Annotated in this window: 30 protein-coding genes; 11 read left to right on the top strand and 19 right to left on the bottom strand. The window is 65.9% G+C overall.

The window, feature by feature from the left end; genetic code table 11:
* Positions 1-14 precede the first annotated feature (14 nt).
* The 3 genes from clpB to B5F70_RS08105 all read right to left on the bottom strand — a co-directional run bounded on the left by clpB (position 15) and on the right by B5F70_RS08105 (position 3,883).
* The gene (gene clpB / locus B5F70_RS08115; protein ID WP_087205062.1) at positions 15-2,642 is read right to left on the bottom strand and encodes an ATP-dependent chaperone ClpB; all 2,628 of its coding nucleotides are present in this window, start codon (positions 2,640-2,642) and stop codon (positions 15-17) included.
* A gap of 185 nt (positions 2,643-2,827) precedes the next feature.
* Entirely contained in the window at positions 2,828-3,103 is a 276-nt protein-coding gene (locus tag B5F70_RS08110) for a hypothetical protein (protein WP_087205061.1), read from the bottom strand.
* Positions 3,104-3,163: 60 nt separating this feature from the next.
* Complete coding sequence (locus B5F70_RS08105; protein WP_206383530.1) at positions 3,164-3,883, bottom strand: HAD family hydrolase; 720 nt, start codon at positions 3,881-3,883, stop codon at positions 3,164-3,166.
* 518 nt (positions 3,884-4,401) lie between these two features.
* Here B5F70_RS08105 and B5F70_RS08100 point away from each other — a divergent pair.
* The 3 genes from B5F70_RS08100 (at position 4,402) to B5F70_RS08090 (ending at position 6,317) form a co-directional block, all read left to right on the top strand.
* The gene (locus B5F70_RS08100; protein WP_087205060.1) at positions 4,402-4,845 is read left to right on the top strand and encodes a hypothetical protein; all 444 of its coding nucleotides are present in this window, start codon (positions 4,402-4,404) and stop codon (positions 4,843-4,845) included.
* A 72-nt stretch (positions 4,846-4,917) separates the two neighbouring features.
* Complete coding sequence (locus B5F70_RS08095; RefSeq protein ID WP_087205059.1) at positions 4,918-5,406, top strand: sigma-70 family RNA polymerase sigma factor; 489 nt, start codon at positions 4,918-4,920, stop codon at positions 5,404-5,406.
* Positions 5,403-6,317, top strand: a complete 915-nt coding sequence (locus B5F70_RS08090; protein WP_087205058.1) for a hypothetical protein — start codon at positions 5,403-5,405, stop codon at positions 6,315-6,317. Before B5F70_RS08095 ends, B5F70_RS08090 begins: the two co-directional genes overlap by 4 nt.
* A gap of 46 nt (positions 6,318-6,363) precedes the next feature.
* Here the strand turns inward: B5F70_RS08090 and B5F70_RS08085 are convergent, their stop codons facing one another.
* The 5 genes from B5F70_RS08085 to B5F70_RS08065 form a co-directional block, all read right to left on the bottom strand.
* Complete coding sequence (locus tag B5F70_RS08085; RefSeq protein WP_087205057.1) at positions 6,364-6,717, bottom strand: cyclophilin-like fold protein; 354 nt, start codon at positions 6,715-6,717, stop codon at positions 6,364-6,366.
* 78 nt (positions 6,718-6,795) lie between these two features.
* Positions 6,796-7,632 (bottom strand): transporter substrate-binding domain-containing protein, encoded by an 837-nt coding sequence (locus B5F70_RS08080; protein WP_206383529.1) that lies wholly within the window; start codon positions 7,630-7,632, stop codon positions 6,796-6,798.
* A 35-nt stretch (positions 7,633-7,667) separates the two neighbouring features.
* The gene (locus B5F70_RS08075; protein WP_087205087.1) at positions 7,668-8,414 is read right to left on the bottom strand and encodes an amino acid ABC transporter ATP-binding protein; all 747 of its coding nucleotides are present in this window, start codon (positions 8,412-8,414) and stop codon (positions 7,668-7,670) included.
* 12 nt (positions 8,415-8,426) lie between these two features.
* The gene (locus B5F70_RS08070) at positions 8,427-9,101 is read right to left on the bottom strand and encodes an amino acid ABC transporter permease (protein ID WP_087205056.1); all 675 of its coding nucleotides are present in this window, start codon (positions 9,099-9,101) and stop codon (positions 8,427-8,429) included.
* The gene (locus B5F70_RS08065) at positions 9,094-9,381 is read right to left on the bottom strand and encodes a hypothetical protein (protein ID WP_239463206.1); all 288 of its coding nucleotides are present in this window, start codon (positions 9,379-9,381) and stop codon (positions 9,094-9,096) included. Before B5F70_RS08065 ends, B5F70_RS08070 begins: the two co-directional genes overlap by 8 nt.
* 215 nt (positions 9,382-9,596) lie before the next feature.
* Between B5F70_RS08065 and B5F70_RS08060 the strand changes: the two genes are divergently transcribed.
* Positions 9,597-10,349, top strand: coding sequence for a YdcF family protein (locus tag B5F70_RS08060; RefSeq protein WP_087205055.1), 753 nt, complete (start codon positions 9,597-9,599; stop codon positions 10,347-10,349).
* 81 nt (positions 10,350-10,430) lie between these two features.
* Here the strand turns inward: B5F70_RS08060 and B5F70_RS08055 are convergent, their stop codons facing one another.
* From B5F70_RS08055 to B5F70_RS08040, 4 genes are all read right to left on the bottom strand, one after another.
* Positions 10,431-10,730 (bottom strand): cysteine-rich small domain-containing protein, encoded by a 300-nt coding sequence (locus B5F70_RS08055; protein WP_087205054.1) that lies wholly within the window; start codon positions 10,728-10,730, stop codon positions 10,431-10,433.
* A 210-nt stretch (positions 10,731-10,940) separates the two neighbouring features.
* Positions 10,941-11,693 carry a carboxymuconolactone decarboxylase family protein gene (locus tag B5F70_RS08050; RefSeq protein WP_087205053.1) on the bottom strand — a complete coding sequence of 251 codons (753 nt, stop codon included), beginning with the start codon at positions 11,691-11,693 and terminating at the stop codon, positions 10,941-10,943.
* 154 nt (positions 11,694-11,847) lie between these two features.
* On the bottom strand, positions 11,848-12,822 hold the full coding sequence (locus B5F70_RS08045; protein ID WP_087205052.1) for an AEC family transporter: 975 nt from the start codon (positions 12,820-12,822) through the stop codon (positions 11,848-11,850).
* Entirely contained in the window at positions 12,819-13,280 is a 462-nt protein-coding gene (locus B5F70_RS08040; protein ID WP_143753944.1) for a cyclophilin-like fold protein, read from the bottom strand. The genes B5F70_RS08045 and B5F70_RS08040 overlap by 4 nt, the downstream gene beginning before the upstream one ends.
* A gap of 77 nt (positions 13,281-13,357) precedes the next feature.
* On the opposite strand from B5F70_RS08040, the gene B5F70_RS08035 reads away from it, so the two are divergent.
* On the top strand, positions 13,358-14,248 hold the full coding sequence (locus tag B5F70_RS08035; protein WP_087205050.1) for a LysR family transcriptional regulator: 891 nt from the start codon (positions 13,358-13,360) through the stop codon (positions 14,246-14,248).
* Positions 14,249-14,455: 207 nt separating this feature from the next.
* Here the strand turns inward: B5F70_RS08035 and B5F70_RS08025 are convergent, their stop codons facing one another.
* The 4 genes from B5F70_RS08025 to B5F70_RS08010 all read right to left on the bottom strand — a co-directional run bounded on the left by B5F70_RS08025 (position 14,456) and on the right by B5F70_RS08010 (position 17,019).
* Entirely contained in the window at positions 14,456-14,653 is a 198-nt protein-coding gene (locus B5F70_RS08025) for a hypothetical protein (protein ID WP_206383528.1), read from the bottom strand.
* Between the two features lie 146 nt (positions 14,654-14,799).
* The gene (locus tag B5F70_RS08020) at positions 14,800-15,267 is read right to left on the bottom strand and encodes a flavodoxin (protein WP_087205048.1); all 468 of its coding nucleotides are present in this window, start codon (positions 15,265-15,267) and stop codon (positions 14,800-14,802) included.
* A gap of 375 nt (positions 15,268-15,642) precedes the next feature.
* Complete coding sequence (locus B5F70_RS08015) at positions 15,643-16,665, bottom strand: aldo/keto reductase (RefSeq protein ID WP_204556899.1); 1,023 nt, start codon at positions 16,663-16,665, stop codon at positions 15,643-15,645.
* A 21-nt stretch (positions 16,666-16,686) separates the two neighbouring features.
* Positions 16,687-17,019, bottom strand: coding sequence for a putative quinol monooxygenase (locus B5F70_RS08010; RefSeq protein ID WP_087205047.1), 333 nt, complete (start codon positions 17,017-17,019; stop codon positions 16,687-16,689).
* 259 nt (positions 17,020-17,278) lie between these two features.
* Here B5F70_RS08010 and B5F70_RS08005 point away from each other — a divergent pair, with 259 nt between their 5' ends.
* The 3 genes from B5F70_RS08005 (at position 17,279) to B5F70_RS07995 (ending at position 19,534) form a co-directional block, all read left to right on the top strand.
* A complete protein-coding gene (locus tag B5F70_RS08005) occupies positions 17,279-17,920 on the top strand; it encodes a TetR family transcriptional regulator (RefSeq protein ID WP_087205085.1) in 642 nt (213 codons plus the stop codon).
* A gap of 118 nt (positions 17,921-18,038) precedes the next feature.
* Complete coding sequence (locus B5F70_RS08000) at positions 18,039-18,884, top strand: MBL fold metallo-hydrolase (protein ID WP_206383527.1); 846 nt, start codon at positions 18,039-18,041, stop codon at positions 18,882-18,884.
* 23 nt (positions 18,885-18,907) lie between these two features.
* The gene (locus B5F70_RS07995; RefSeq protein ID WP_164476601.1) at positions 18,908-19,534 is read left to right on the top strand and encodes a histidine phosphatase family protein; all 627 of its coding nucleotides are present in this window, start codon (positions 18,908-18,910) and stop codon (positions 19,532-19,534) included.
* A 74-nt stretch (positions 19,535-19,608) separates the two neighbouring features.
* Here the strand turns inward: B5F70_RS07995 and B5F70_RS07990 are convergent, their stop codons facing one another.
* Positions 19,609-20,190, bottom strand: a complete 582-nt coding sequence (locus tag B5F70_RS07990) for a xanthine phosphoribosyltransferase (protein WP_087205046.1) — start codon at positions 20,188-20,190, stop codon at positions 19,609-19,611.
* Between the two features lie 427 nt (positions 20,191-20,617).
* Between B5F70_RS07990 and B5F70_RS07985 the strand changes: the two genes are divergently transcribed.
* Entirely contained in the window at positions 20,618-21,496 is an 879-nt protein-coding gene (locus B5F70_RS07985; protein ID WP_087205045.1) for a LysR family transcriptional regulator, read from the top strand.
* Here B5F70_RS07985 and B5F70_RS07980 read toward each other — a convergent pair.
* Both B5F70_RS07980 and B5F70_RS07975 read right to left on the bottom strand, forming a co-directional pair.
* The gene (locus B5F70_RS07980) at positions 21,493-21,738 is read right to left on the bottom strand and encodes a hypothetical protein (protein WP_087205044.1); all 246 of its coding nucleotides are present in this window, start codon (positions 21,736-21,738) and stop codon (positions 21,493-21,495) included. The genes B5F70_RS07985 and B5F70_RS07980 overlap by 4 nt on opposite strands.
* Positions 21,739-22,006: 268 nt before the next feature.
* Positions 22,007-23,257: a hypothetical protein gene (locus tag B5F70_RS07975; protein ID WP_241145948.1), complete on the bottom strand. Its 1,251-nt coding sequence runs from the start codon at positions 23,255-23,257 to the stop codon at positions 22,007-22,009.
* A gap of 190 nt (positions 23,258-23,447) precedes the next feature.
* On the opposite strand from B5F70_RS07975, the gene galE reads away from it, so the two are divergent.
* On the top strand, positions 23,448-24,509 hold the full coding sequence (gene galE, locus B5F70_RS07970) for a UDP-glucose 4-epimerase GalE (protein WP_087205043.1): 1,062 nt from the start codon (positions 23,448-23,450) through the stop codon (positions 24,507-24,509).
* 133 nt (positions 24,510-24,642) lie between these two features.
* Entirely contained in the window at positions 24,643-25,656 is a 1,014-nt protein-coding gene (locus tag B5F70_RS07965) for a polyprenyl synthetase family protein (protein ID WP_087205042.1), read from the top strand.
* Positions 25,657-25,685 lie beyond the last annotated feature (29 nt).

The raw sequence follows: 25,685 nt of genomic DNA, 5'->3' as shown, positions 1-25,685 counted from the left end.
GCCTCTCGGGATCTTTACGCCTCCGGCACCTCATAGGTCGGGGCGGGGCCGGTTGCATCCTCCACCACGTAGAACGCGCCGTCGGTATCCACATCGACCGTGATCTCGTCGCCCTCGCGCACCTTGCCGTCGATGATGGCACGCGCGATCACGTCCACCACCTCGGTCTGGATGAGGCGCTTCAGGGGACGCGCACCATAGACCGGATCGAGGCCGCCCACCGCGAGCATCTGCTTGGCGCCCGGGGTGATATTGAGCGTCATGCGTTCCTTGGCGAGGCGCTCGCGCACGTCGGCGAGCTGGATGTCGACGATCTTCTCGATCTCGGCCATACCGAGCGGATGGAAGACCACGATGTCATCGATACGGTTCAGGAACTCGGGGCGGAACGTCTGCCGCATCGCCTCGTCGACCGCGCGCTTCATGGCCTCGGCGTCCTTGTCGGAGTACGTAGCGATGGCATCGCTCGCGACGTTCGACGTCATGATGATGATCGTGTTCTTGAACGACACCTGCCGGCCCTGGCCGTCGGTCAGACGACCATCGTCGAGCACCTGCAGAAGCACGTTGAAGACGTCCGGGTGCGCCTTCTCCATCTCGTCGAGCAGAATCACGCTGTAGGGACGCCTGCGCACCGCCTCGGTCAGCTGACCGCCCTCCTCGTAGCCCACGTATCCCGGAGGCGCACCGATGAGGCGCTGGACCGAGAACTTCTCCATGTACTCGGACATATCGATGCGCACGAGCGCGCGCTCGTCGTCAAAGAGGCAGGTCGCGAGCGCCTTGGCGAGCTCGGTCTTGCCCACGCCGGTCGGCCCTAGGAAGAAGAAGCTGCCGATGGGTTTGTCCGGGTCGGCTAGACCCGCACGGCTGCGGCGCACGGCGGCGGCGACAGCGGAGACCGCCTCGTCTTGGCCGATGACGCGCTTGTGCAGCTCACCCTCCAGATCGCGGAGCTTCTCGAGCTCGCCCTGCATCATCTTCGACACGGGCACGCCCGTCCACGCGGACACGACCTCAGCGATCTCATCGGAGGTAACCTGCTCGTTCAGCCCCGCGCCATCGCGCTCGCGCTGAGCGGCAAGCTCGTCCTCGGCCGCCTTGATCTCCTGCTCGAGCTGCGGGATCTTCGCATACCGCAGCTCCGAGGCACGGGCGAGGTCACCGTCGCGCGTGGCGCGCTCCTCCTCACCGCGCGCGTCGTCGAGCTCGCTTTTGAGCTCCTGCACGTGATCGATGGCGTTCTTCTGGTTGAGCCAGCCGGCCTTCTGCACGTTGAGCTTCTCCTGCACCTCGGCGATTTCTTGGCGAAGCGCTTCCAGGCGCTCCTTCGAGGCGGCATCGGTCTCCTTCATGAGCGCCTGCTCCTCGATCTGCATCTGGGTGAGGTGACGCTCCGTCTGGTCGATCTCGACCGGCATGGAGTCGAGCTCCATGCGCAGGCGGCTCGCCGCCTCGTCCACGAGGTCGATGGCCTTGTCCGGCAAGAAGCGGTCTGCGATGTAGCGATCGGAGAGATCCGCCGCCGCCACCAGCGCGCCGTCGGTGATATGCACGCCGTGGAAGATCTCGTACTTCTCCTTCAGGCCGCGCAGGATGGAGATGGTGTCCTCCACCGAGGGCTCGCTCACCATCACCGTCTGGAAGCGCCGCGCGAGCGCTGCGTCCTTCTCGATGTACTTGCGGTACTCGTCGAGGGTCGTGGCACCGATGGCGTGCAGGTCGCCGCGGGCGAGGGCCGGCTTCAGGATGTTGCCGGCGTCCATAGAGCCCTCGGTCGCGCCCGCCCCCACGATGGTGTGGAGCTCGTCGATAAAGAGGATAACCTTGCCGTCCGACTTCTCGACCTCCTTGAGCACGGCCTTCAGGCGGTCCTCGAACTCGCCGCGGTACTTGGCACCGGCGACGAGCGCGCTCATGTCGAGCTCGATGAGGTCGCGGTCGCGCAAGGTCGAGGGTACGTCACCCGCTACGATGCGCTGCGCGATACCCTCCACGATGGCGGTCTTGCCCACGCCCGGCTCGCCGATGAGCACGGGGTTGTTCTTGGTGCGACGCGAGAGCACCTGGATGGTGCGGCGAATCTCGTCGGTGCGGCCGATGACGGGGTCGAGCTTGCCGGCGCGGGCGAGGTCGCAGATATTGCGGCCGTACTGCTCGAGCGCCTCGTACTGCGGCTTGGCGTCGGCCGAGGTCACACGGTCGTCGCCCCGGAGCTCCCGGTAAACCTCCTCGATACGCTCGCGCGTCACCCCGGAGGCCTTGAGCACTTGGCCGGCCTCGCCCTTGTCCTCGGCGAGCGCCATGAGCAGGTGCTCGGTCACCACAAAGTTGTCCTCCATCTTGGCGGCGTGCTTCTCCGCGCGCTCGAGCACGCGCACGAGGTCGTGCGAAAGGCCGATCTCGCGCCCCTCGCCAGAGACCTTGGGCGCCCGCCCGACTGCCTCGGCGCAGGCGCGCGAGAGCTGCGCCGAATCGGCGCCGATGCGCTCGATGATGACGGAGATGTTGCGCTCGCCGCCGGTGAGCAGGGCCTGCAGCAGGTGCAGGGGCTCCACGGCGCCCGCCTCGGCGTCGCCGGCGATGCCGATGGCCGCCTGCAGCGCCTCGCGCGAGGTCATTGCCAACTTGTCGATCCTCATAAGAATCACCTCTCTTGGGTGCGCTGCCACATGCGAGGCGCCGCGTGTTCTGCGCGCCGCGCGCAGCAGCCTGCCGCCTGCGGGCGGCATTCGTCTGTTCGAGAGGTATTGTTACCGGCGAGACACCGTTCTATACACAAATCTAAGTGTCTCTATATAAGATTTTCTGAGTCGCTATATACGAACTAGTCGCTCGTTGAGGACTGGCCGCCAGCACTTTGACGCGCAAAGATGTTCTCTTCGAGCTCGCGGTCGCGCTGCTCGATCTCCTCAGCGTTGATGCGCTCCCAGCGTGCGAGCGGTGTCTCGTGTACAAACACCAGGTAGAGACCGCCCGCGATGAGCACCAGCGCGCACAGCGCCACGATGCCCCACGTGCGCGCCCGCGGGAAAAGCACGCAGGCAATCGCCAGAAACACCAGGCAAAACCCGATGATTGCCACCAGCGCCACCAGCTCCATCAGCGCACTCCTCCCCGCCGCGCCCTACCGGCGCGCACCGCCCGCCCCCCCCATCTTACGTCAAGGCGCGCCCGCGCATGAGCGTCGCGGGCGCGCCGGGGGCCTTACGTTCAGACAGGCCGATGTGGTTGCAGCTAAGGCGGGCCGAAAAGTCAACGCCCTAGGCAACTTGGCGGGCAAGCGCAGGCAGCTCCGCCATGGTACGAATGACCGCATCGGCGCCGGCCGCACGGAAGACGCCGGCCACCCGTGCGCAGGCCCCTCGCGCTGCGTCTGGTCGAGCGCGGCGTACTCGGCCTCAGAGAGTGCCATCTCGGAGCTGCCCTCGATCACACCGACGGAGATGACGCCCGCGGCCTTGCCCTCGCGAATATCGGATACGGTATCGCCGACCTTGATGACGCAGCGCACATCCGAGACGCCGAGCGCTTCCATGTTGCGGAACATCATGTACGGGAAGGGGCGTCCCTTGCCACCGACGGCGTCCGGGGTGATGGAGAAGTCGGGCGCGTAGCCCGCCTCGGCGGCCTTGGGCTCGACGATGGCCATCATCTTGTCGTTGTAGCCCGTGGTGGAGCCGATTTTGACACCGGCGGCGCGGAGCTCGGCCACGGCATCGAGCACGTGGGGCCTGGGGTCGGCGAACCGGTCGAGAATGGAGAGCAGGCGCTCCTCGTAGGGACCGTAGAGCTCCTGAACGTCATCCTCGGTGGGGGCGGCGCCGTGCACGCGCTCCCACGCGGCGGCAATTTGAAGCACGCTCCAAGTCAATAACTGCACGCTCCGGTCGTCTTAACCCCTGCATAGCACATTGGCGCGTACATTGCCGCGCGTTTTGCCCGGGCCGCGGGACATTTCTCGCGACAAAGAACCCGGCAATGTGCGCGCGAATGTACGGTCGGCAAAACCGCAGGTAGCGAGGCGTACAATTCTCGTCGCAATGTACCCGTCCGCCGGTTTCGGCCCCCGCAGCGCACATCCGGGTTCATTGCGCGGAATTATGTACAGGTGCCCCGGCAAAAGGGCTTGCAATGTACGCGGTAATGTACACGACGGCGAACCCGCCCACGAGCGCGGCGGCAAAGCCGCACGGAGAACGTTGATAGGGGCCTGCGCTTCACCCGGCGGTTGGACGCCGGCCTTGTCAAGGACCCGCGAGGACAAGGGGCGAGGCGCCCACGTTGGAAGGAACGCGCGCAAAAAAGATGCGCGCCCGTGCAAGGATGGGTGCCCGCCGCTCGTGTTATCGATAGAGGGAGACCGTCCGAGGTCTTTCCACGACCGAAAGGATGATGGGCATGCGCAAGAACATCGGCAAAGGCCTCGCCATCGCAGCTGCCGCCGCGCTCGTGATAGGCGGCCTCACCGTCACCGCCCCGCAGCTGGCCGCAGCCGCTCCGTGGTGCACCAACGCTGCGGCGCGCACGTGCACCGCATCGGCAACGCGCGCGGCGGCCGCCGTCTCGACCGGGGCGACCACCTCCGCGGCGGCACGGACAACCGCCTGTCCAAACTATCGAGATGCCGACGGCAACGGGGTATGCTACAACCGCGACTGCCCGGGCTACCAAGATGCAGACGGCGACGGGGCGTGCGACAACTGCGCCGCCCTCTCCGCCGCGGGGTCGGGAATCTGCAACAATAACGCTGACGGAAGCTGCAGGCACCGCCACACCCATGGCTGCGGGAACACGGGCGCGGGCTGCGGCAACGGACACGGTCGAGGGTGGTGCCGCGGGTAGCTGCCGCGACAGGCATCGTCGCATGCGAGACGGCACGCAGCAGCATTACGGAAGCGGGGGAAGGAGCCGGCCATGCGCACCGCGCGCGACATAGAGCATGTCCTCGATCGCTATGGCGACGCCGTGTGGCGCGCCTGCCTCCTCTACCTTCCTCCCTCTGACGCCGAAGACGTCTTTCAGGACACCTTTCTCAAATACGCCCTCCACGACAAGGCTTTTCACGACGGCAACCACACCAAAGCCTGGCTGCTGCGCGTCGCCATCAACGCGTGCAAAGACGTCCTCAAGGCGGCCCGGCAGCGCAACTCCTCGGTTGAGGAGCTCGTGGAGGCGGGGCGGGAGGGCGCCCTCGGCGTTGCCGATGACGAGGCCGCGCACCGCCTCGCCGAGGTGACCGACGCTCTGAATGCGCTGGGCGACCCACCCAAGACGCAGCTCTACCTCGCACTGTACGAAGGTTACTCCGCCCGCGAGATCGCCGAGATGACCGGCATGCCCGAAGGCACCGTGTACTCGTGGATATCGCGCGGCAAGAAGAAGCTGAGGGAGGTCCTGACATGACAAACGGGCGCGACCGTCGCGTTGAGGATAACCTGCGCGAGGCGTTTGACGCCGTCCACGCACCCGCGGACCTCACCGCGCGCACCCTCGCGCATATCGAGGCCGAGCGCGCGCAGCAGCCGTCCGCAGGCCCGGCGGCACCTGCTACCTCTCAGAAGGCGCCGCGCCGCGCCGCGCGAAGGCGCGTGCGGCGGCGCACCCTCGCGCTCGCCGCGTGCCTTGTGCTTGCGACGCTCGGTATCGGCGGCTTTATCTGGGCATGGCAGCCGACGGCATATGTGGCGATCGACATCAACCCCTCGCTCGAGCTCGGCATCAACCGCCTCGACCGCGTGGCGAGCGCCCGCGCCTACAACGAGGACGGCGAGGCCGTGCTTGCCGAGACCGCCCTCGTGGGCAAAACGTACGAGGAGGCGCTCGATGCGCTCGATGGCGCCCTCGACAGCTACCGCACCGACGACGCGGTGGTCGCGCTCACCATCGTGTGCGACGACCAGGCGCGCGCCGCCGCACTCGAAACCGTGGGCAGGCGCTGCCTCGAGCACGGATCGGGGAGGGGCGTGCAATGCGCGCACGCAAGCGAAGAGGAGCATCACGAGGCCGCGGCCGCCGGCATGGGGCTCGGCAAGTACCGCGTGTGGCGGGCACTCGTGGCGGCGGGAGACGACCTTTCCGCCGAGGAGGCGTCTAGCCTGACCATGCGCGAGCTGCTAGACCGGGCGGAGGCCATCGGCGCGGACCTCTCTGCGGGAGAGGACGGCACCTCCGGCAGGGCGACCGCCGCGCACGCCGCCGATGCGTCCGGTGCGTCGGCCGCCGCGGAAGCGGACACCTCCGCTACGGGCGACGGTACCTCAGCGGCTGCGGCGGGCGCGGGCCATCACGGTGCGCACGGCCGCCACGCCGGCTGAGCGGGCAGCAGCAGCCCCGCCCGCAGGCCGATACGTCGCCGCACCGCTACGCGCGCTCCCACACGACCTGTGCCGAGCCGCACCCCAACGCCTCGGCCAAGCCAGACGCATCGTCGAGACGGCCGATCGGGGTGTAGCGGTACCCGCTCGAAAACGTCTCGTAGAAGAGCACCAAGCAATCGCTGCCAAAGAGCATGATGTCGCCCGCGTGGATGGTGCCCGGCCGCGCCGACGCTGCTGGCAGGCTCTCGTCCAGATAGACGTACTTCTCGTTGCCGTTGAGCTCATCCATCGTGACCGTCATCGGGAGGCGGGTTGCGAGGACCTGCGCCGCCTCTGTATCCTCGAGCGTTGCCGCAAAGGCGACGCCGTTGACCGTCACCGTCAGCTTCTGCGCCATGCCGTCATCCTCTTCTGCTCTGTCGCCCTCTTCGGCGCCGTCACCCTCTTCTGCCTGCGCCGACGCCCGCTCCGCGCTTCAGGAAGCGCTCGTGATATCGATACCGAAGAACTCGTTGGAGAGGCTCGCGAGCGTACCGTCGGCACGCAGGGTGTCGATGGCCTCGTTCATGGCCTCGCGAAGCGCCGCCGTCTCCTCCCCCTTGCGCAGCGGGAACGCCACGTGCGTGGGCTCGGCGTTTTCCGCCGCAATCTTGAGCGGTGCGTCCGGGTGCGCATTCATATAGTCGTAGAACACGACCTCGTCGTTGAGCGTGGCGTCGATACGGCCCTGTTCCAAGAGCTCGATGGTCTGGTTGAAGTCGTCGACGCCCGTGTTGGTGGCGCCATAGCTCTCCGCGAGCGTGGCGTAGCTCGAACCGAGCGTGTTGGCGGTGCGCATGCCGTCGAGATCCTCCAGAGAATCGATGGCGGAGTCCTCCATGGTGATGACGACGATGCGGTTGTATGCGTAGGGCTCGGTAAAATCGTACTGCTCCTCGCGCTCCGGGGTCACGCTGACGCCGTTTGCCATGGTGTCGAAGCGCCCCGAGTCGAGACCGGCGAGCAGACCGTCCCACTTGCCCTCGGCAAACGTCGCCTCGACGCCGAGCTCGGCGGCGACGGCGCGCGCCACCTCGATGTCGAACCCGGTGAGCTCGTCGGCCTCGTTATGGAACGTCCACGGGCTCCACGTGCCCTCGGTGGCAAACGTCATCTCGCCCCGGTCCCGGATAGCCTCCAGCAGGTCGCCGCTCGCAGCGGTCGACCCCGCGCCCGCGTCTTGGCCGCTGCAGCCCGCAAGGCCCAGGCCCGCGAGCGCGGCGAGCGCGCCCGCGCCGGTAAGAAGCGTACGACGAGTAATAGTGCTTTGCATGAGGTAATCCTTTCCTGCGGGCAGCCGCCCGCGTCCTAATCCCGCATCGTCACGTCGACCGTGCGCAGAAACGCGCGCACGCGGTCATTTGCGGGATGTTCAAAAAAGTCACGCGCCGGCGTATCGGCCACCACGGAGCCGCCCTCCATAAAGACGACGCGGTCGGCCACATTGCGCGCGAAGCTCATCTCGTGCGTCACGACGAGCATCGTCATACCGTCCTCGGCGAGGCGCCGCATGACGGCGAGCACCTCGCCAGTGAGTTCCGGATCGAGCGCCGAGGTGGGCTCGTCGAAGTAGATGATCTCGGGGGCGGTCGCCAGAGCGCGCGCGATGGCGACGCGCTGCTGCTGGCCGCCGGAGAGGGCGGCCGGGTAGGCATCGCAGCGGTCGGCCATTCCCACATGCGCCAGCGCCTCGCGGGCCCGCGCCTCCGCCTCGGCACGCGGCACGTTGCGCGCGATGATAAGCCCCTCGGTCACGTTGCCCAGCACCGTGCGGTTGCGAAAGAGGTTGTAGCCCTGAAACACAAAGCCCGTCCGCTTGCGCACCGCCGCGATCTGCCGCCGCGTCGCATGGGCGAGGTCGATGGTCTCGCCCGCCAGCGTGAGCGTGCCGGCATCTGCCCGCTCGAGGAAGTTCGCGCAGCGCAGAAGCGTGGTCTTACCCGACCCCGAGGGGCCGAGCACCGCTACGACCTCGCCTTTGGCAACCGTGAGATCGATGCCGTGCAGAACCTCGGTTTGGTCGAACGCCTTGTGGACGTCTTCTAACCTGAGCATCTCGGCCATGGTCTACCCCCTCTCCATACCCTGCGCGGCGAGCTTGCGCTCACCTACGCGCTGCAACCACGTAAGCACCGTCGAGAACAGGAGGTACACGAGGGCGACCTCCAGATACAGCGGCATGGTGACCCATTCGCGGCTGACGATCTCCTGCGTGGCGCGGAACATCTCGGTCACCATGATGCCCGAGGCGAGCGACGTGTCCTTAACGAGCGAGATGAGCTCGTTGGACAGCGGCGGAAACGCCGTGCGAAGCGCCTGGGGCAGCACGATGCGCCGCATGACCTGCAGATAGCTCATCCCGACGCAGTAGCCCGCCTCCACCTGGCCCGCCGGAACGCTCTCGAGCGCGCCGCGCATGGTCTCGGCCGAATAGGCGCCCGTGTTGATGGAGAGCACGAGGATCGCCGTCGGCAACGGGTCGAGGGTGATGCCCAGATCCGGCAGCCCGAAGAACACGATGTAGAGCTGCACGAAAAGCGGGGTGCCGCGCACGACCCAGATGTAGAAGCGCGCCACCTGGCGCAACACCGGCACGCGGGCGTACTGGACGAGCGCCACCGCCGTCGCGATGACGAGCGCGATGGCAAACGAGACCAGCGCCAGGGGTAGGGTGACCGTCACGCCCGCGATAAAGATCTTGGGCAGCGCATCGACGAGGAGCTCGAGCGTCGCGCTATCCATCGCGCCTCACCTCGTCCGTCGCAGGGGAGCCAGTACCCGCTGCCTCCGCACCTCGCGGGACGCATTCGCAGCTCACCCGATGCAGCATATGGTCGATGGCATCGATGCCGCGCTGCCTTTTGTGCACCTCGTCGAGCAGGCGCTGGCGCTCGGAGAGGAGCACCCGCTTGGCCTCGCGGGCGCGGCCCTCCTCGCACGAGCACTTCGCCCGCTGGACGCGCTCGGCATCGCAAGCGCAGTCGCAGAGGCAGCGCTCGACGTCAGAACTTAAGTCGCCCATGGCATTCTCCTTTCTGACAGCTATACTAGAAGCCCTCTCGTTCCATGTAAAAGACCTATATCGTATGGCTTGCTATAGCTAGTAAGCATAGTGTGCCCACGGGGTATATCTCAGGGTGACCCCGATGCCGGCGACACGCACGCACCACCGAGACCGCGGGCCGCCCAAACACAAGCGACGGCCGCCGGCACGCGCACCCCAAAAGGAGGCAACCCATGAGCATCGCCCTCATCTGCGCCGGCGCCGCGTGCGCGCTCTACGGCGCGAGCATCATGCGGTTGCGCTCCGGCTCATCGTTCTACCGCGTCTGGTATGCCCTCGCCGCCGTCCTGCTTATCGCGGGTGCGGCAGGCCTCATCGCGCAGGACGGATCGCATGCCGAGCCTCTCGTGCGCACCGCGCAGCGCATCGTCGCCGCAGCCCTTGTCCTCGGCGTCGCCGCGGTGGGCGCCGTCGGCTGGCGCATCATGACCCTCGCCCACCGGGAACCGCCCGACGACCTCGCCTATCTGATCGTGCTCGGCGCCCAAGTGCGCGCGGACGGCACCCCGTCCGGCTCCCTGCGTCGCCGTCTCGAGAGCGCCCTCGCCTACCTGCGCGCGCACCCCCGCACGAGGGCGATCGTATCCGGCGGCCAGGGGCCGAACGAACCCTGCTCCGAGGCACATGCCATGCGCGCATGGCTCCTCGACCGCGGCATCGCCGCCGACCGCGTGCTCGCCGAGGCGCAGTCCACCACCACGGCGGAGAACCTCTCTCGCACCGGGCGGCTCATCGACCCCGCGCGCGAACGCGTGGGCATCGTCACCAACGACTTCCATCTGTATCGCGCCCTCGCTATCGCCCGGCACGCCGGCTACGCGCACGCCTGGGGCATCCCCGCCCCGTCACGCAGGTGGTACCTGCCCAACAACGTGCTGCGCGAGGTTGCCGCCCTCGTCAAAAACAAGCTGCGGAACACCATGTAGCGGTCGGGTGGGCACGCCATCTGGGCGCCCGCCCCGGCAGTGCGCCCCGGGCATAGGCCAGCCCGACCCGCCGGCGCGCCCCTATGCGTCTGCCGCAGGCGGCGCCGCCAGCTTCTGTATCTCCGCATAGCGGCTCATCAGGTAGTCGTAGTTCTCGCGCCGATGGGGCAGCGTGCACGCGCTGCAGTCCTTGATGTCGCGGTGCTCCCCCACGTAGCGGTACGCGCCGCCGCACGCAGGACCCAGCGCGTACAGCGGGCAGAAACAGAACAGGCAGTTGAGATCCTCGGGCGGCATATCGTGGCAGGGATAGAACTCGCAGGCCGCATGGTTGAAGAACCGGTAGCGCGCCGTCCCTTCCGTCGGTTGCGCCTCTGCCATACCATCGCCTCCCGCACGCCGCAACGCGTGCGGCCCCTCGTCTCGTCTGCGCAGCTATCGTACCCCCCGAAGCCGAGGAGCAGGCTTTGAGGGGCCGCGCACATGCAAAAAACGATGGGGTGCCCGCCGCGACATGCAGCGAGCACCCCCGTCTGCCGTCACCGGGGCGGGCTACCCAAACCCCGCCCGGCGCCGCCCGCTCCGGCGTGTCTATGCCTGCGGATATTGGTCGTCGCTTACCGGCTCGAGCCACTCGTTCGAGCAGTTCTCACCCGGCACGCCGTAGGCGATGTGGCTCATCCAGCTGTCTGCCGCGGCGCCGTGCCAGTGCTTGACGCCCTCGGGGATGACCACCACGTCGCCGGGGGCGAGCAGCTGCGGCTCCTTGCCCCACTCCTGGTACCAGCCACGGCCGTCGGTGACGATAAGCACCTGGCCGCCGCCCTTGTCGGCATGGTGGATGTGCCAGTTGTTGCGGCAGCCCGGCTCAAACGTGACGTTGGAGAGCGCCACTCCCGCGGTATCGGCCGAAGTCAGCGGGTTGAGATACGAGTTGCCGATGAAATACTGCGCAAAGGCATCGTTGGGCTGGCCCATGCCGAACATCGGCTTGAAACTCGCCTGCGCGCCCTCGTCCTCCTCGGCGCCATAGACCTTGAGGACCATGCGGAACGCCGCCCACGCGTTGGGCCAGCCGGCGTAGAACGCCTCGTGGGTGAGGATCTCGGCAATCTCATCGCGCGTAACGCCGTTGGCCTTGGCGGTCATGAGATGGTGCTCGAACGAGCTGTCGAACATACCCTTGGCGACAAGGGTCACCACCGTCACGATAGAGCGCATCTTGAGCGGGAGCTTGTCCTCGCGCGCCCACACCTCGCCAAAGAGCACATCGTCGTTGAGCTCGGCGAACTTGGGCGCCACCACGCCCAGCTGATTGCGCCCGGCTGTCTGCTTTACTGCCATTTCTGCTCCTATTCTGCCGGTATTCGGAGGCGCCGGCCTGCCTGTGGACCATGATAAAACCTTGAGTACGCTCCAGGTGAAGGGCTCCTCCGAGACGCACCGCCTCGACCAGACGCGAGGGCGAGGCGGCCTCCGGGGAGCGGCACCCGCCCCGTCACATGCGCATCACCACCATGAGCACCGGCACAATGGCAAACGAGGCGAGCGTGGCGACGATGGTCCCCTGAGCGGGAAGCTCGGCGTCCCGCCCATAGGTGGCCGCAATGGGCGCCGCCATGGACCCCGTGGGCATGGCGAGCATGACCGTGAAGACGCCGAGGGCGAGCTCGCTGGGCACCACGGGAGCCAGCAGCAGGTACGCGGCGAGCGGCGCGAGCAGGAACCGGACGAGCGTAAAGACCCAGAGACGCCCCTGCCGGAGCACGGCGCCCAGATGGGCGTCGGCGATGGAGAGGCCCACGAGCATCATGGCGAGCGGCGAGGTAATGCCGCCCGCCATATCCGCCGCCCGCATGAGGGGCGCGGGCACGGGGATTCCCGCGAAGAAGATCACCATGGCGACCAGGCTCACCACGAGCGGAACGTTGAGCATATCTTTCAGCATGCCGCGGACGTCGACGGTGCGCCTGCGGCGGGCACCACCGTGCGCGGAGCTCTCGGCATGCGTCGAGCCCGAGCGCAGCGCCGCGACGCCGATGCTATAGATAAACACGTTAGAGATGGCGATAAAGATGCTCCCAAGAAACACAGATGCCCCGCCAAAGATGGACTCGAGCACCGCAAACCCGATGAAACCCGTGTTGGTAAGCACGCTCATCCAGAGGTACAGCGCGCGTTCTCCGCGCGGCGTGCGCAGCACGAGGTTGGCTAAGGCCCCGGCGGCGAGCATCACAAAGAAGAGGGCCGCTCCCAGCACGAGCGACCAGGTGATGGCGTCCGTCCCCGTGGCGGGATCGACCTCCCCCACCGACGCGAGAATGGTGCAGGGCAAGGTGATGTTGAAGATGAGGCCCGATATCTTGGGTCGGATGTCCGCGGTTAGAAATCCCACCTTAGCCGCGATGTAGCCCATGAGCGTCACGATGATGAGGGAGAGCATGCTCCCGAGGGTCGAAGCTATCTCTGTCATGCGGTCGCCTCCCGTTGCGCTCCCTCGTCCGCCATGGCCGAGCCAGATGCGCGCACGATTCTGGCGGCGTGCGCGCCCGTCAGGCGACCCAGGCGTTCGAGCGAGCCCTCGATGTGGCCTATGGTGCACTGACCGCCGTAACGGCCAGAGTTTTCCTCGTCGCCGCAGAGCACGGCGAGCCACCTGCCCTGCACGCTGTAGTTGATGTCTCCGTCGCGCCAACCGCAATGGATAGGCGCGTCGTCCCAAGGGAGCTCGACCGGCAGAGGCGCGCACAGCGCGATGCCCGTCCCGATAAAGGTGAGGTCGAGCGGCAGGAGCCTTGCGAGAGCGTGGGCGGGCAGCGTGTCGTTCAGCTCTCCCGCTACCGCACAACCGTCCATGGCAACCGTGATGCGCACCGTATCCACCCCCTCTTGGACGAATCCGTTCTTGCTCGCTTTGTCTGTCCGCTCCATTGTGCAGCTCGCCAAGATAAAATACTATTGCTTATGTCTTATAGTGCGTTATGAGTGTCTGTTATAGGTGATGCCCCATGGAACTCCGTACGCTGCGCTACTTTCTCACCGTGTGCCAAGAGGGAACCATGTCGCGCGCCGCCGACGTACTGCACGTCACCCAGCCGGCGCTTTCGCGCCAAATCGCCGCACTCGAGCGCGAGCTCGGCACGCCGCTCCTCGAGCGTCACGCCCGAAGCGTCACCCCTACCGAGCGCGGTCTCTACCTGCGCCGGCGCGCCGAGGAGATTGTGGGGCTCGCTGATCAGACCACTGCCGACTTTACCCAACCCGACGAGATCGTTGCCGGCGACATCCACATCGGCGCTGGCGAGAGCGAGGGGATAAGCGTCGTCGCCCGCGCCGCCCACGCGTTTCGCGCCCGGTACCCCGGCGTGCGCTTCCATCTGCACAGCGGCACCGCCATCGACCTCATCGAGCGCCTCGAGCACGGGGTGGACGACTTTGCCGTCCTCATGTCCTACACCGATATCGACCGCTACGACCACCTGCGCCTGCACCCCACCGACGCGTGGGGCGTGCTCATGCGCGACGACGACCCGCTCTGCGCCCAAGAGACCGTGGGCCCCGCCGACCTTTGCGACCTGCCCATCCTGCTGCCCGAGCGCTTCTGCCGCGACAACGCGCCCGCCGGTATCCTCGGCACCTGGTTTGGCGAAAACGCTGCGGAGCTCGACATCGCCGGCACCTTCAACCTTAATTACAACGCAGCCGTATTTGTTCGCGAGGGCATGTGCCGCCTGATCAGCCACGAGAGCATCACGGCGACGGGCGGCGACACCGGCCTCGCCTTCCGGCTGCTCTATCCACCTGCAACCTCGGTTATTGACGTCGCATGGAAACGCGGTGTGGCGCTGCCCCATACCGCGCGGCTGTTTCTACACGAGCTCAAAGGCTCGTGCGCCTAGCACCACCCACCCGCGCCCCGCGATACGGCACCACCCCAGCAAGCATCAACGAGATCTCGGAGGAGCTCGACATCAACGTCGCGACCGTTCGGCGCGACATGCGGAGCCTCCTTGAAGCGGGCTATATACGAGCGACGGCGCCCGCCCAGAGCAAGCGCCGCCGTTACCTTTTGGCCTAAACGCCCCGCGTCGAGGGGTGCCCGTGCGTTAGCACTCCACGATGGTGCCATGGACCTCATCCACCATCGGCTTCCAAAACTCCGGCGTGAGGTAGTTCTGGTTGCTGCGCTCGCCGGAGTGAACCTTTACGGCCACCTTGCCAGGAAGCTCAATGGCGAGCTTGCGATAGAGCGCCACCACGCTCTCGGGCGAAACGTCACGGGTGAAGTATACGGTTGCTGCCATTCGTACCTCCGATCGTTAGGATGGGAGCATCCCATCGTCGTGCCCCGCCTCGCGCGCGCCGCGGCTGAACTCATCGACCATGAGGGCGGTCGACCCCTTGGCGTTAGGGCTCCCCTGCAAGATGACGATATGCATACGCACCTCCCCTACAGCGCGTACCCGCCCGCCCACGCGCCGGCATCAACACCGTTGAGCAACTTGCCCGGCCGCCATGCGGAGCCCGGGCAGAGCCCGTGCAGGCGCTCTTCCGCCCGGCCGATGCCGCTCCCACCCGAAGTGGCGAAGGGGATGACCACCTTGTTGGCGAGGTCCGCCCCCTCGACAAATGTGTCGACGATGCGCGGCTCGACGTACCACCAGATGGGAAAGCCTACAAACACGGCGTCGTACCCCGCCGTATCGGGCAGCTCGACGGCGAGCGCCGGTCGGCAGGCGTCATCCGCATGCTCAAGAGAGGTGCGGCTCTGCGGGTTCCTCCAATCGAGGTCCGCCGCCGTATAGGGCTCCTGCGGTGCGATCTCATACAGATCGCCGCCCGTCGCGCGCGCGATGTCGCCTGCGACACGCTCCGTCGTCCCACTTGCCGAGAAATACGCAACCAATACCTTACGCATAGCGATACCTCCTCGTTCAAACCTTCGAGGCAAGATATTCCCTTTGAGTCGACTCCAGGTTTCAGCTCGTCAACCACTGTTTTCGCTTCTCTCCACCGGAAACTGAAGGAACGACGCAGGGATACAGGGGGTTATTCATTCTAGTGTCTACTTTGGCGCCCTTCCTCAAGGTAGAAAGCACGCGATGCTCCAAAGAAAGGGCTGGTCAGAGGCGTGCTCGAAATCACGGCTACTCGCGGTGCCCTCCGTAAAGTAGGCACTAGAATGAATAACCCCCTCACCGGGAGGTCGAGAAGGGCGCGCCGCGCCGCCACGACCTCCACACGGCGCCCAGCTAACCGCCGATTCGCCGTTATCCCCGCCCCGTCCGTTGGATTAGCGCTTGTTGGGATCGTTGGTGCCCGCCAGCGGCTTCTCTCCGGGGCGCGCCAGAGGACCCACGAGCTCATGCGCCACATAGGGCTCTTCAAGATAGGCCACCTCTTCTGGCGCGAGCGCGATATCGAGTGCCGCGACCGCATCGTCCACGCGCCTCGGGCTCGAGCAGCCGATGATGGGCGCCTCCACCCCGCGCGCAAGGTGCCACGCAAGCGCGATGCGCGCCATCGGAACACCCCGGCGCTCGGCAACCTCCGCCACACGCGCCACGATGGGCATATCACGCTTACGGTCGGCATCGTACTTCTGGCGCATGGTGCCATCCGTCGCGGAGCGCACCGAGTCGCTGTCCCACGTCGGGCGGCACAGATGCCCCGACGCAAGCGGGCTGTAGGGGGTGAGCGCCATATCAAACTGACGACACACCGGAATCATCTCGCGCTCGTCCTCGCGATACAGAAGGTTGTAGTGGCACTGCATGCTCGTAAACGTCGTCCAGCCGTTGTGCTCGGCCACAACCTGCATGTTGTGCAGCTGATAGGCGTACATCTCGCTCGCACCGAGCGCGCGGACCTTGCCGGCGCGCACCAGGCCGTCGAGCGCCTCCATCGTCTCCTCGATGGGCGTCGCGTAGTCGAAACGGTGAATGATGTAGAGATCGAGGTAATCGGTGCCAAGCCTTCTGAGCGTCCCCTCGATCTCGCGTTGGATGGCCGCGGCGCCCAGGCGTCCCTCGTTGAAGAACACCTTGCTCGCCAGCACCACATCCTCGCGGCGCACGCCGAGATCGCGCAGGGCGTTGCCGATAAACTGCTCGCTCGTCCCCGCCGCGTAGCAGTTGGCCGTGTCGATAAAGGTCAGGCCGAGCTCGAAAGCACGCTTCACAACCGCCGTCGTGCCCGCCTGATCGAGCGTCCACTGATGCCCGCCGGGAATGCGCTCGCCAAAGCTCATGCCGCCAAGGCACAGGCGCGGAATGCGAATCCCTGAGTGTCCAAGTGCGGTATATTGCATGTCCATGCCTCCCCCTGGCTGAGACTCCTATTGGCGAATGAACGCTTGGTCGTGCGCGGGCAGGCCTGCCTCATCGGTGCGGTAGCGCTCCGCCGTCATGTGCAGGTCGTACTTGTCGCGCAGCTCAGCGATCTTGGTCATCATCGGCGACGCATGATGCACGTCGAGGGCCTCCTGGCTCTCCCACGCGTCGATCAGCAAAATGGTCTCCGGGTCGTCAAGCGGCTGAAAGTACCGATAGCGGACATTGCCCTCTTCGGCGCGGATGGCATCGGCCGTACCGGATGCCTCCATCTCCTCGACGAACTTGCGCGCCGCCCCATTCTCGCCGGTGTAGTACAGATTCACGGTAATAGCCATACTGACCTTCCCCTCCGCCGGCTGTTCCGGCATGGTCGCGCGCCGGGCCGCAACGGCCCCTCGCATCTCCGAAGCGCTTCATGCCGACTATCGGGCACGCATTCAAGCGACGTCGGTTGCTCGCGCTCCTTGTCTGCAATATACGCTACGCTACGTCACTTGACAAGTATTTTTCTTTTCTTTCGTTGTCTAATTGTCTTTTTACGAGAAGATTGTTACCATCTGGAACCAACATAATCCAGGGAGAGTGAAGCGCCGCATGACAGACTTTATCCGCGCACGCAGCGACGAGCAGAAAGGGCAGCGCATGGCCGAAATCAAGCAGGCCACCGCAGAGCTCTTCGCCGAGCACCCCTACCACGAGATAACGCTCGCCGCCATCGCGGAGCATCTCGGCTGGTCGCGCGCCGCGCTCTACAAATATGTGACCACCAAGGAGGAGATCTTCTTGGAGCTCTGCGCCGATGCGCAGGACGCCTATACCACCGACTTGCTCGCGGCCTACCCCGAGGGCAGCACCTACTCCCCCGCCGTGCTCGCCGAGGTCTGGACCGAGCAGCTCGTGAGCCATCGCGACTATTTTCGCTACAGCGACCTCTTGTTCACCATCATCGAGACCAACTGCACCGTCGAGCGTCTTGCCGCGTTCAAGGCGCGCTACTACGCCGGACAGGACGCCCTCGTCACGCGCTTTTCCCACAATCTCTCCGCCGATCCCGAACGCGTGGCGCAGATGCTCTTCTCCGTCTGGTGCCATGCGGTGGGCGCAAGCGGCTGGTGCCATGAGAATCCGCTCGTGATTGAGGCCATCGAACTCGCGGGCCTTGCACGGCGCACCATCGATTTCCGCACGGAGATGCGCGACTTCACCGGGATGTGCCTCGCTCACTACACGCACTGACGCAATCATCTCGCGGGCAGCGCGCGGCGGCCGCACGGCGCTTCCCGTCTCTATAGCCCCTTAACCCCGCGGAGACCGAGCGGCCGCCGCACCATCCCTCCTACCGAAAGGAAGCACCGTGTCAAACCGCACCGCCCCCGCAGTCGATCCCGCCCAAACCGTCGCCACCAACGCGCGCGGCCAAGCCGTGCCAGTCGGAACCGCCCCCATCACCGCGGACGCCTTTGCACCGCGCGATGACACTGCCGTCACGTGGCTCGGGGGTGCGGGCCTCCTCATCAACGCCCGCGGCACCCGCCTGATGATCGACCCCGTGCTCGAGGGGTTCGACATGCCCGTCGTCTTTGAGGCGCCCATCGCGCCCGCGGACGTCCCCGCGCTCGACGCCGTCCTCATCACCCATATCGACAACGACCACTTCAGCCGCACCACCTGCCGCGACCTTGCCGGCGCGTGTCCCTCCTATCACGCCCCGCGCTATGTGGCAGAGGTCGCGCGCGACAAGGAGCATCTGCCCGCCATCGGGCATGCCATCGGCGACACGTTTGCGGTCGGCTGCGTGACGGCGCGCCTCACGCCAGCATGGCACACGTGGCAAAACGACTCCAAGAAGTGGGGCTACCGCGTCTGGCAGCGCGAGGATTACTGCGGCTACTGGTTTGACACGCCGGATGGCACGATCTGGCTCCCCGGCGACTCCAAGCTCCTGCCCGAACAGCTGGAGATGCCCGAGCCCGACCTCATCCTGCTCGACTTCTCGGACAACGAATGGCACATCACCTTCGAGGGGGCGGTGCGGCTCGCCAACGCCTATCCGCACGCGCGCCTGCTCTGCATCCACTGGGGCACCGTCGACGCGCCCGATTGGTCGACGTTCAACGGCGACCCGCGCGTTCTGGCTGACCATGTGGATCGCCCCGAGCGCGTGCTCGCACCCCTTCCGGGCGCAGCCGTCACCCTGTAACGACGTTTTGGGAGGTGGAAAGCTTGAAGACGCTCTATCTCATGCGCCACGGCGAGACCATGTTCAACCGTCAGCACCGCATCCAAGGGTGGTGCGACTCGCCTCTGACCGACCGCGGCCGGGAGCAGGCCCGCGCCATGGGAACGCTCCTGCGCGAGCGCGGCGCGCATTTTGACGCGGCGTACTGCTCTACGGCGGAGCGCGCCTCGGACACGCTCGAGCTCGCGCTCGCCGAACTCGAACCCGCCCGCCGGCCAGATACCTACGAGCGGCTCAAAGGCCTTCGCGAGATGTTCTACGGCGATCTCGAGGCGCAGCAGGATTTCTTGGCCGAGAACGATCCGGAGGCATGCCGCACGTACTACCTGCAGTTTGGCGGCAAGTCCTCGGATGCCGTGCGCGACCGCATGGTCGCCACCCTCACCGAGGCCATGATGCGCCCCGGGCACGACGCGGTGCTCGCCGTCGCCCACGGCGGCGCCAACTTCAACTTCCTGCGTGCCATCGAGGACCCGATGCCCGTCCTCAACGCCGGCTGGGGCAATTGCACCACGTGCGTCTACACCTTTGACGAGGCGCGCGCCGACGAGCAGCCCGATGGGGCGGGCGCCGGCCCCTGGCGTCTCGTCGAGGTGCTGCGCCTACCCTAAGGCCTCGCGTGCCGGCACGGCACGGCAACGGGGCCGGTCGCACCCGGCCGGCGCCACCGCCCCGTTGCCCGCATCTAGTGACGGAACGACACCGTTCCCGCCGCCGGGTCCATCGACTCCACGATGGCGAGCGACTGCAGGTCGTAGCCGCGCTCGCGCAGCTTCTTGCCGCCGTCCTGGAAGCCCTTCTCGATGGCGATGCCGATGCCCTCGACGATGGCCCCCGCCTCTTCGCACAGCTCGATAAGACCGTTCAGGGCGCAGCCGTTGGCCAGGAAGTCATCGATCAAGAGCACGTGCTCGCCCTCATGCAGGAACTTCTTGGCCACGATGACGTGGAAGTCCTTCTGCTTGGTGAAGGAGTGAATGGAGGTGCAGTACTGCTCGCCGTCGAGGTTGATGGACTGATACTTCTTGGCAAACACCACCGGGACGTTGCCAAAGTGGCGCGACACCACGCATGCGATGCCGATGCCGGAGGCCTCGATGGTGAGAATCTTGTCGATCTGCTTTCCCGCAAAGAGCCGCGCCCACTCGGCGCCCATGCGGTCGAAGAGCTCCACGTCGCATTGATGGTTGAGGAACGCGTCGACCTTAAGGACGTTGCCTTCCTTTACCGTGCCGTACTGGGCGATGTACTCCTCGAGCTCCTTCATTGAACCTCATCTCGTCGGCGCGGGCAGCACTGCCGCAGGCGCGTTTTCCTTGCCGAAATTATACGCGCTGGCACCCCGTTACTTACGGCGCAGCGAAGACTTTTGGAAGAGACGCGAAAGAACCCCTCCTGCTCGACCGTCCGTCGCCGATCCCCACCGACCGCCCGTCCTCAAGGAAACCGCGCTTAGGCCCGTTTTCCGCGCCCCTAGAGGGCCTTAACGCGAGTTCCTGCAAAGAGCGGCCTCGGCGGAACGTGAGCCGGCAGATTGGACCCGCCCGGGAGGACATCCCTTCGCCGTCGCAGGTTCGGCCAGGGTGCAAGCAGATTGATACAGCCCACCCGCCATGCGCAACAGGTATAGTTGATGAGGTTCTATTCGTAACGCCCTAGGCAACGGCCGCGCTCAGATGTTGGAGGGAAAACCAATGGAGCTCCGCCACCTGCAATACTTTCTCACCATCGCGCGCGAGGGCACCATCTCGGGCGCGGCGCAGGCGCTGCACCTCTCGCAACCCTCGCTGTCGCGCCAGATGCAGGACCTGGAGCGCGAGCTCGACGTCAAGCTCTTCAACCGCGGTAGCCGCCACATCGAGCTCACCGAGGAGGGCATGCGCCTGCGCCGGCGCGCCGAGGAGATCGTCGATTTGGTGGGCAGGACCGAAGCCGAGCTGCGCGTCTCCGCAGAGACCATCGCGGGCGAGGTGCGCATCGGCAGCGGCGAGACGCCCGCGATGGACCTCGTCGCCCGCGTGATCGCCGAAATGCAGAGCACCTATCCCTTAGTGCGCTTTGCCCTGCACAGCGGCAACGCCGAGGACGTGCGCGAGCGCCTCGAGAAGGGCCTCATCGACTTTGGCCTCTTTATCGGCCAGGTCGACCTTGCTCGCTACGAGACACTCGCCCTGCCCGCCTGCGACCGTTGGGGCGTCTTTATGCGGCGGGACGACCCGCTCTGCGCCCGCGAGGTCCTGCGCGTGGAGGACCTGGTCGACATGCCGCTCATCCTCTCCGCCCAGGGCAATAGCGAGCTGGGCCCGTGGTTTCATCGCGACGCTGGCGAGCTCGACATCGTCGCCACCTACAATCTGCTCTACAACGCGGCCGCACTCGCCCGCGCCGGCGTGGGCTACGTGGTGAGTCTCGAGGGCATCGTCGAGACCACGCTCGCCACGGGCCTCACCTTCCGCCCGCTCGAGCCACCCGTGACGGCCAGCATCACGATCGCGTGGAAGCGCTACCAGGCGCTCTCCCCCGCTGCGGAGGCGTTTCGGCGACGCATCACGGACCTTTGGGGAAGCGCCTAGCCCTGCGACGATTCCGCTGCTGACGCGTCCTCTGCCGCAAGAAAGCGCTCGGCGACCTCTTTGCCCTTGCGCGTGGCGCGATACGTGTTGCCCAGCTGCGCGCCGCTCGCGCCGTACACGGGCTCGGTGGATACCAGCCCTTCGCGGCGCAAGCGCGTAACGGAGCGGTCGAGCGAGCGGGTGCTGCAGTCGAGGCTCCGGGCGAAGTCAGCCTTGCTGATGTTGAGCGAGCCGCGCGCCACGGTCTCGCGCGCGATCAGGGCGAGTACGCGCTCGTGGATAACTTCCTCCCCTTGGATGTTGATTGCTATGGCAACGCTAGCGAAAAACCGAGCCGCCCCGCCAAAACGTTAGCTCGATACAAGAAAGGGCGTCCGTTATGGGGACGCCCTTACGATTTCGTCAGTTCTTGATGGCACGCAAAGGTAACGTTTTTGACCACGCGCGCCTGCGGCGCTGCAGCGGGCCCGCAACGTGCGGCAAGGCCGCCGGTCGCCGCACGCCGAGTGCTTACGCCGCGAGGTTGATGCCCATGGCCCAGCCCCAGCGCGGGGTCACGGTGTCACCGTAGTAGTTGCACCAGCTGTCGAGGTTGTTGGTGTTGATGTAGCCGATGTTCTCCATGACGCGGTTGTCGCCGATGTAGATGCCCACGTGACCCCAGATCTGACCCGCAAGGTTCTTGCTGTAGGTCGAGACGGCCACGATCATGCCCACCTGCAGCTGCGCTTTGCTGGAGTACGTGCAGTAACGCGCGTACATATCGTTGGCGTTGCCGCCCATGTAGGAATACCCGGCACGAGAGAACACCTGCGACACCCACATGGCGCAGTAGTTGGCACCGGGCGAGGGCGTGGCATAGCAGGCATTGACCACGCGCTTCTGCGCCGCCGTCGCCGCATTGTAATCCTGGCCGCTACCGGCCTCCGGGATATAGCCGCCACCGCCGCCAGAGGAGCTGCCGCCCTGCTGCTGCTGTTGGCGGCGCGCCTCCTCGGCAGCGCGAGCCTCGGCCTCGGCAGCCGCCACAATCTCGGCGTCGCGCTGGGCAATGAGCTCCTGCACCTCGCCCGAAAGGCCGTTCAAGACCTCTTGGACCTCGTTCTGCTTCGCCTGCATCTCGGAGAGCTGCTGCGTCTGCTGCTCGCGGAGCTCCTCCAGATCGGCCTTCTGCGTCTCGAGCTCGCCCTTCTGCTGCTCGAGCTCCGCCTGGATCTGGTTGATCTCCTCGATGGACGCGCGGTCGGCAGCGTTCACCTTATCGATGTAGTAGATGTTGGAGAGCAGCTGGTCAAACGACTCGGACGAGAAGAGCAGGGCGAGGGCGTTGTTGCCGCCGTCCTTGTAGCTCGCCGTCACGCGGGTGGCAAGCTGCCCCTGCTTGTCCGCGAGCTCCTCCTGCTTCTTATCGATCTGCGCCTGCGTGTCGTCAATCTGCAGCTGGACGTCCTCGATCTGCGAGAGCGTCTGCTCCTGCTCGACGGAGAGCGCCTGGAACTGCGAGGCGATCTCGTTGAGCTGCGCCTGCACGGCATCGTACTCAGCCTGGGCGTCTGCCAGCGCATCAAGCGTCTCCTGCGTGGCCTCCGCGGCGCCCGCCGCACGCGGCAGGCCAAACAGCACAGCCGCCCCGGCAAGGCCCATGAGCCCCTTGAGGACGCTCCGGCGCGAGAGCTGGTCTTGGTACGCGATGCTCAAAAAGGCGTTGGTGAGCGCGGACTCGTCCATCCGTTCGTGGTTGGTGTTTGTGCGCTGTGACATACCTGCTCCGTTAGTAGTGTGTGTATATGTCGCCGAACGTAGTATCAAGGATAACGCAATATGCGCCCGTCCGTCTGATTTACATAGACCGTATGCGATGCGATGCGTGCGCCCGCACCGGCCATCCGCCCGCCGCCCCAAGGGTCGCTGCGCTATACTCTGGGGGACCCTCATCGGAAGGAGATCCGCCATGTCTCGCACGCTTTCTGCCGACGAAACCTGCGTCCTCGTAACGGGTGGTGCCGGCTTTATCGGCTCGCACACCGTGGTCGAGCTTCTTGAGCGCGGCTACCAGGTGGTAATTGTCGACGACCTTTCCAACTCGAGCCCCGTCGCGGTGGACCGCATCAAGACGATCGTCGGTCCCGAGGCGGCGCAGAACCTCACGTTCTACGAGGCCAACGTCCTCGACCGCGATGCACTCGAGCGCATCTTCAGCGCACACAGGATCGACCGCGTCATCCACTTTGCCGGCTTCAAAGCGGTGGGCGAGAGCGTGCAGAAGCCGCTCGAGTACTACCACAACAATATCGAGAACACGCTCGTGCTCTGCGATGTCATGCGCCAGCACGGCTGCAAGTCCATCATCTTCTCCAGCTCGGCCACTGTCTACGGCGACCCCGACGCGCTGCCGCTGACCGAGGAGAGCCCCAAGAAGCCCGCGACCAACCCCTACGGCTGGACCAAGTGGATGATCGAGCAGATCCTGACCGATTTCCACACAGCGGATCCGGAGTGGAACGTCGTGCTGCTCCGCTACTTCAACCCCATCGGCGCGCATCCTTCGGGCCTCATCGGTGAGGACCCCAAGGGCATCCCCAACAACCTCGTGCCCTACGTGGCGCAGACCGCCATCGGCAAGCGCGACACCGTGCACGTCTTTGGCGGCGACTACGACACGCCCGACGGCACCGGCGTGCGCGACTACATCCACGTCTGCGACCTCGCGACGGGGCATGTGGCGGCGCTCGCATGGATGAACGGCAAGACGGGCGTCGAGATCTTCAACCTCGGCACCGGCACGGGCACCTCGGTGCTCGAGATCATCCGCGCGTTCTCCGCCGCCTGCGGGCACGAGATCCCCTATGTCATCGAGGATCGCCGCGCCGGCGACGTGACGGCCAACTACGCCGACTGCACCAAGGCCCGCGAGATGATGGGCTGGGAGGCCAAGTTCGATATCGACGACATGTGCCGCGATTCGTGGAACTGGCAGTCCAAAAACCCCGACGGCTACGCCACAGCGCAGTAACCTCACTTGCCTCAAAAACGGGCGCATCTGGCTTGCACGTATCTGCCAGATGCGCCCGTCCTGTTTAGCCCGCCCCGTTCCGAAAGCCCCTCCCCAGAAAGCACCTCTTCCTCATTCCAGAAAAGAGCGCCCCATGCCCAACGCCTTCGCCGCCTATCTAGCCGCGCACCACGGCGACCTCGATGCGTACCTCGGTTCGTTTTTTGAGGACAAGACCGACCGCGCCGACCTCGACGACTACCTTTACGGGCCGCTTCGGGCCTTTACGGCAAACGGCGGCAAACGGCACCGCCCGCTCATCTGCCTCGCGGCGTGCCGTGCGGTGGGCGGCGACCCCGCACGGGCGCGGAGCGCGGCGGCGGCAATCGAGCACTTCCAGAGTGCCGCCCTCATCCACGACGACATCGCCGACCACGGGGAGCTCCGCCGCGGGAAACCGTGCCTGCACCGGGTAATCGGCGAGGGGCTCGCCATAAACGCCGGCGATTACGGGCTCATCCTCGTCACCGATGTCGTACTTCGCGACGCGGGCCTAGCCGAGCATGTGAAGCTCCGCGTACTTGGCGAGCTTACCACCATGACGCAGCGTACCATCGAGGGGCAGGCACTCGACCTTGGCTGGGTTCGCGACGGCCGGTTCGATCTTACGGTTGACGACTACCTTGCCATGGCGACGCTCAAGACGGCGCACTACTCGGGCGCGGTCCCGCTCGCCGTGGGCGCGATCATCGGCGGCGGGAGCGACGAGCAGGTGGAAGCGCTGCGCTCGTTCGGCCTCGACACGGGCCTTGCCTTTCAGATTCAAGACGACCTGCTGAACCTTGTGGGCGACGCGGGCGACAAAGACTACCGCTCCGACATCACCGAGGGCAAGCGTACGCTCGTCGCGGTCTACGCCCTGGAGCACGCCGCGCCTGCGGTGCGCAAAGAGCTGGAGGCTATCTTACGCGCCGGGTCAAGCGATGAGGCGGTTCTCGATCGCGCCGTGGCGATTTTCGAGGAGACCGGGGCGCTCGCGGCGGCGCACGAGCGGGCACTTGCCCTAGTGGCGCGCGCCAAAAAGACGCTCGCGAGCGTTGAGCTCGACAACGCGGGGCGCTCGCTCTTTATGGATATGGCAGACTTCTTTGTGGAGCGGCTACAGTAGCATAGTGCTCAGCACGCTCAACCTACTCC

Source organism: Collinsella sp. An268, from assembly GCF_002159765.1.
In the GTDB taxonomy this organism is placed as follows: Bacteria; Actinomycetota; Coriobacteriia; order Coriobacteriales; family Coriobacteriaceae; genus Coprousia.
The sequence above is the reverse complement of the archived record's forward strand: the minus strand, read 5'-3'. Positions and strand labels throughout refer to the sequence as shown.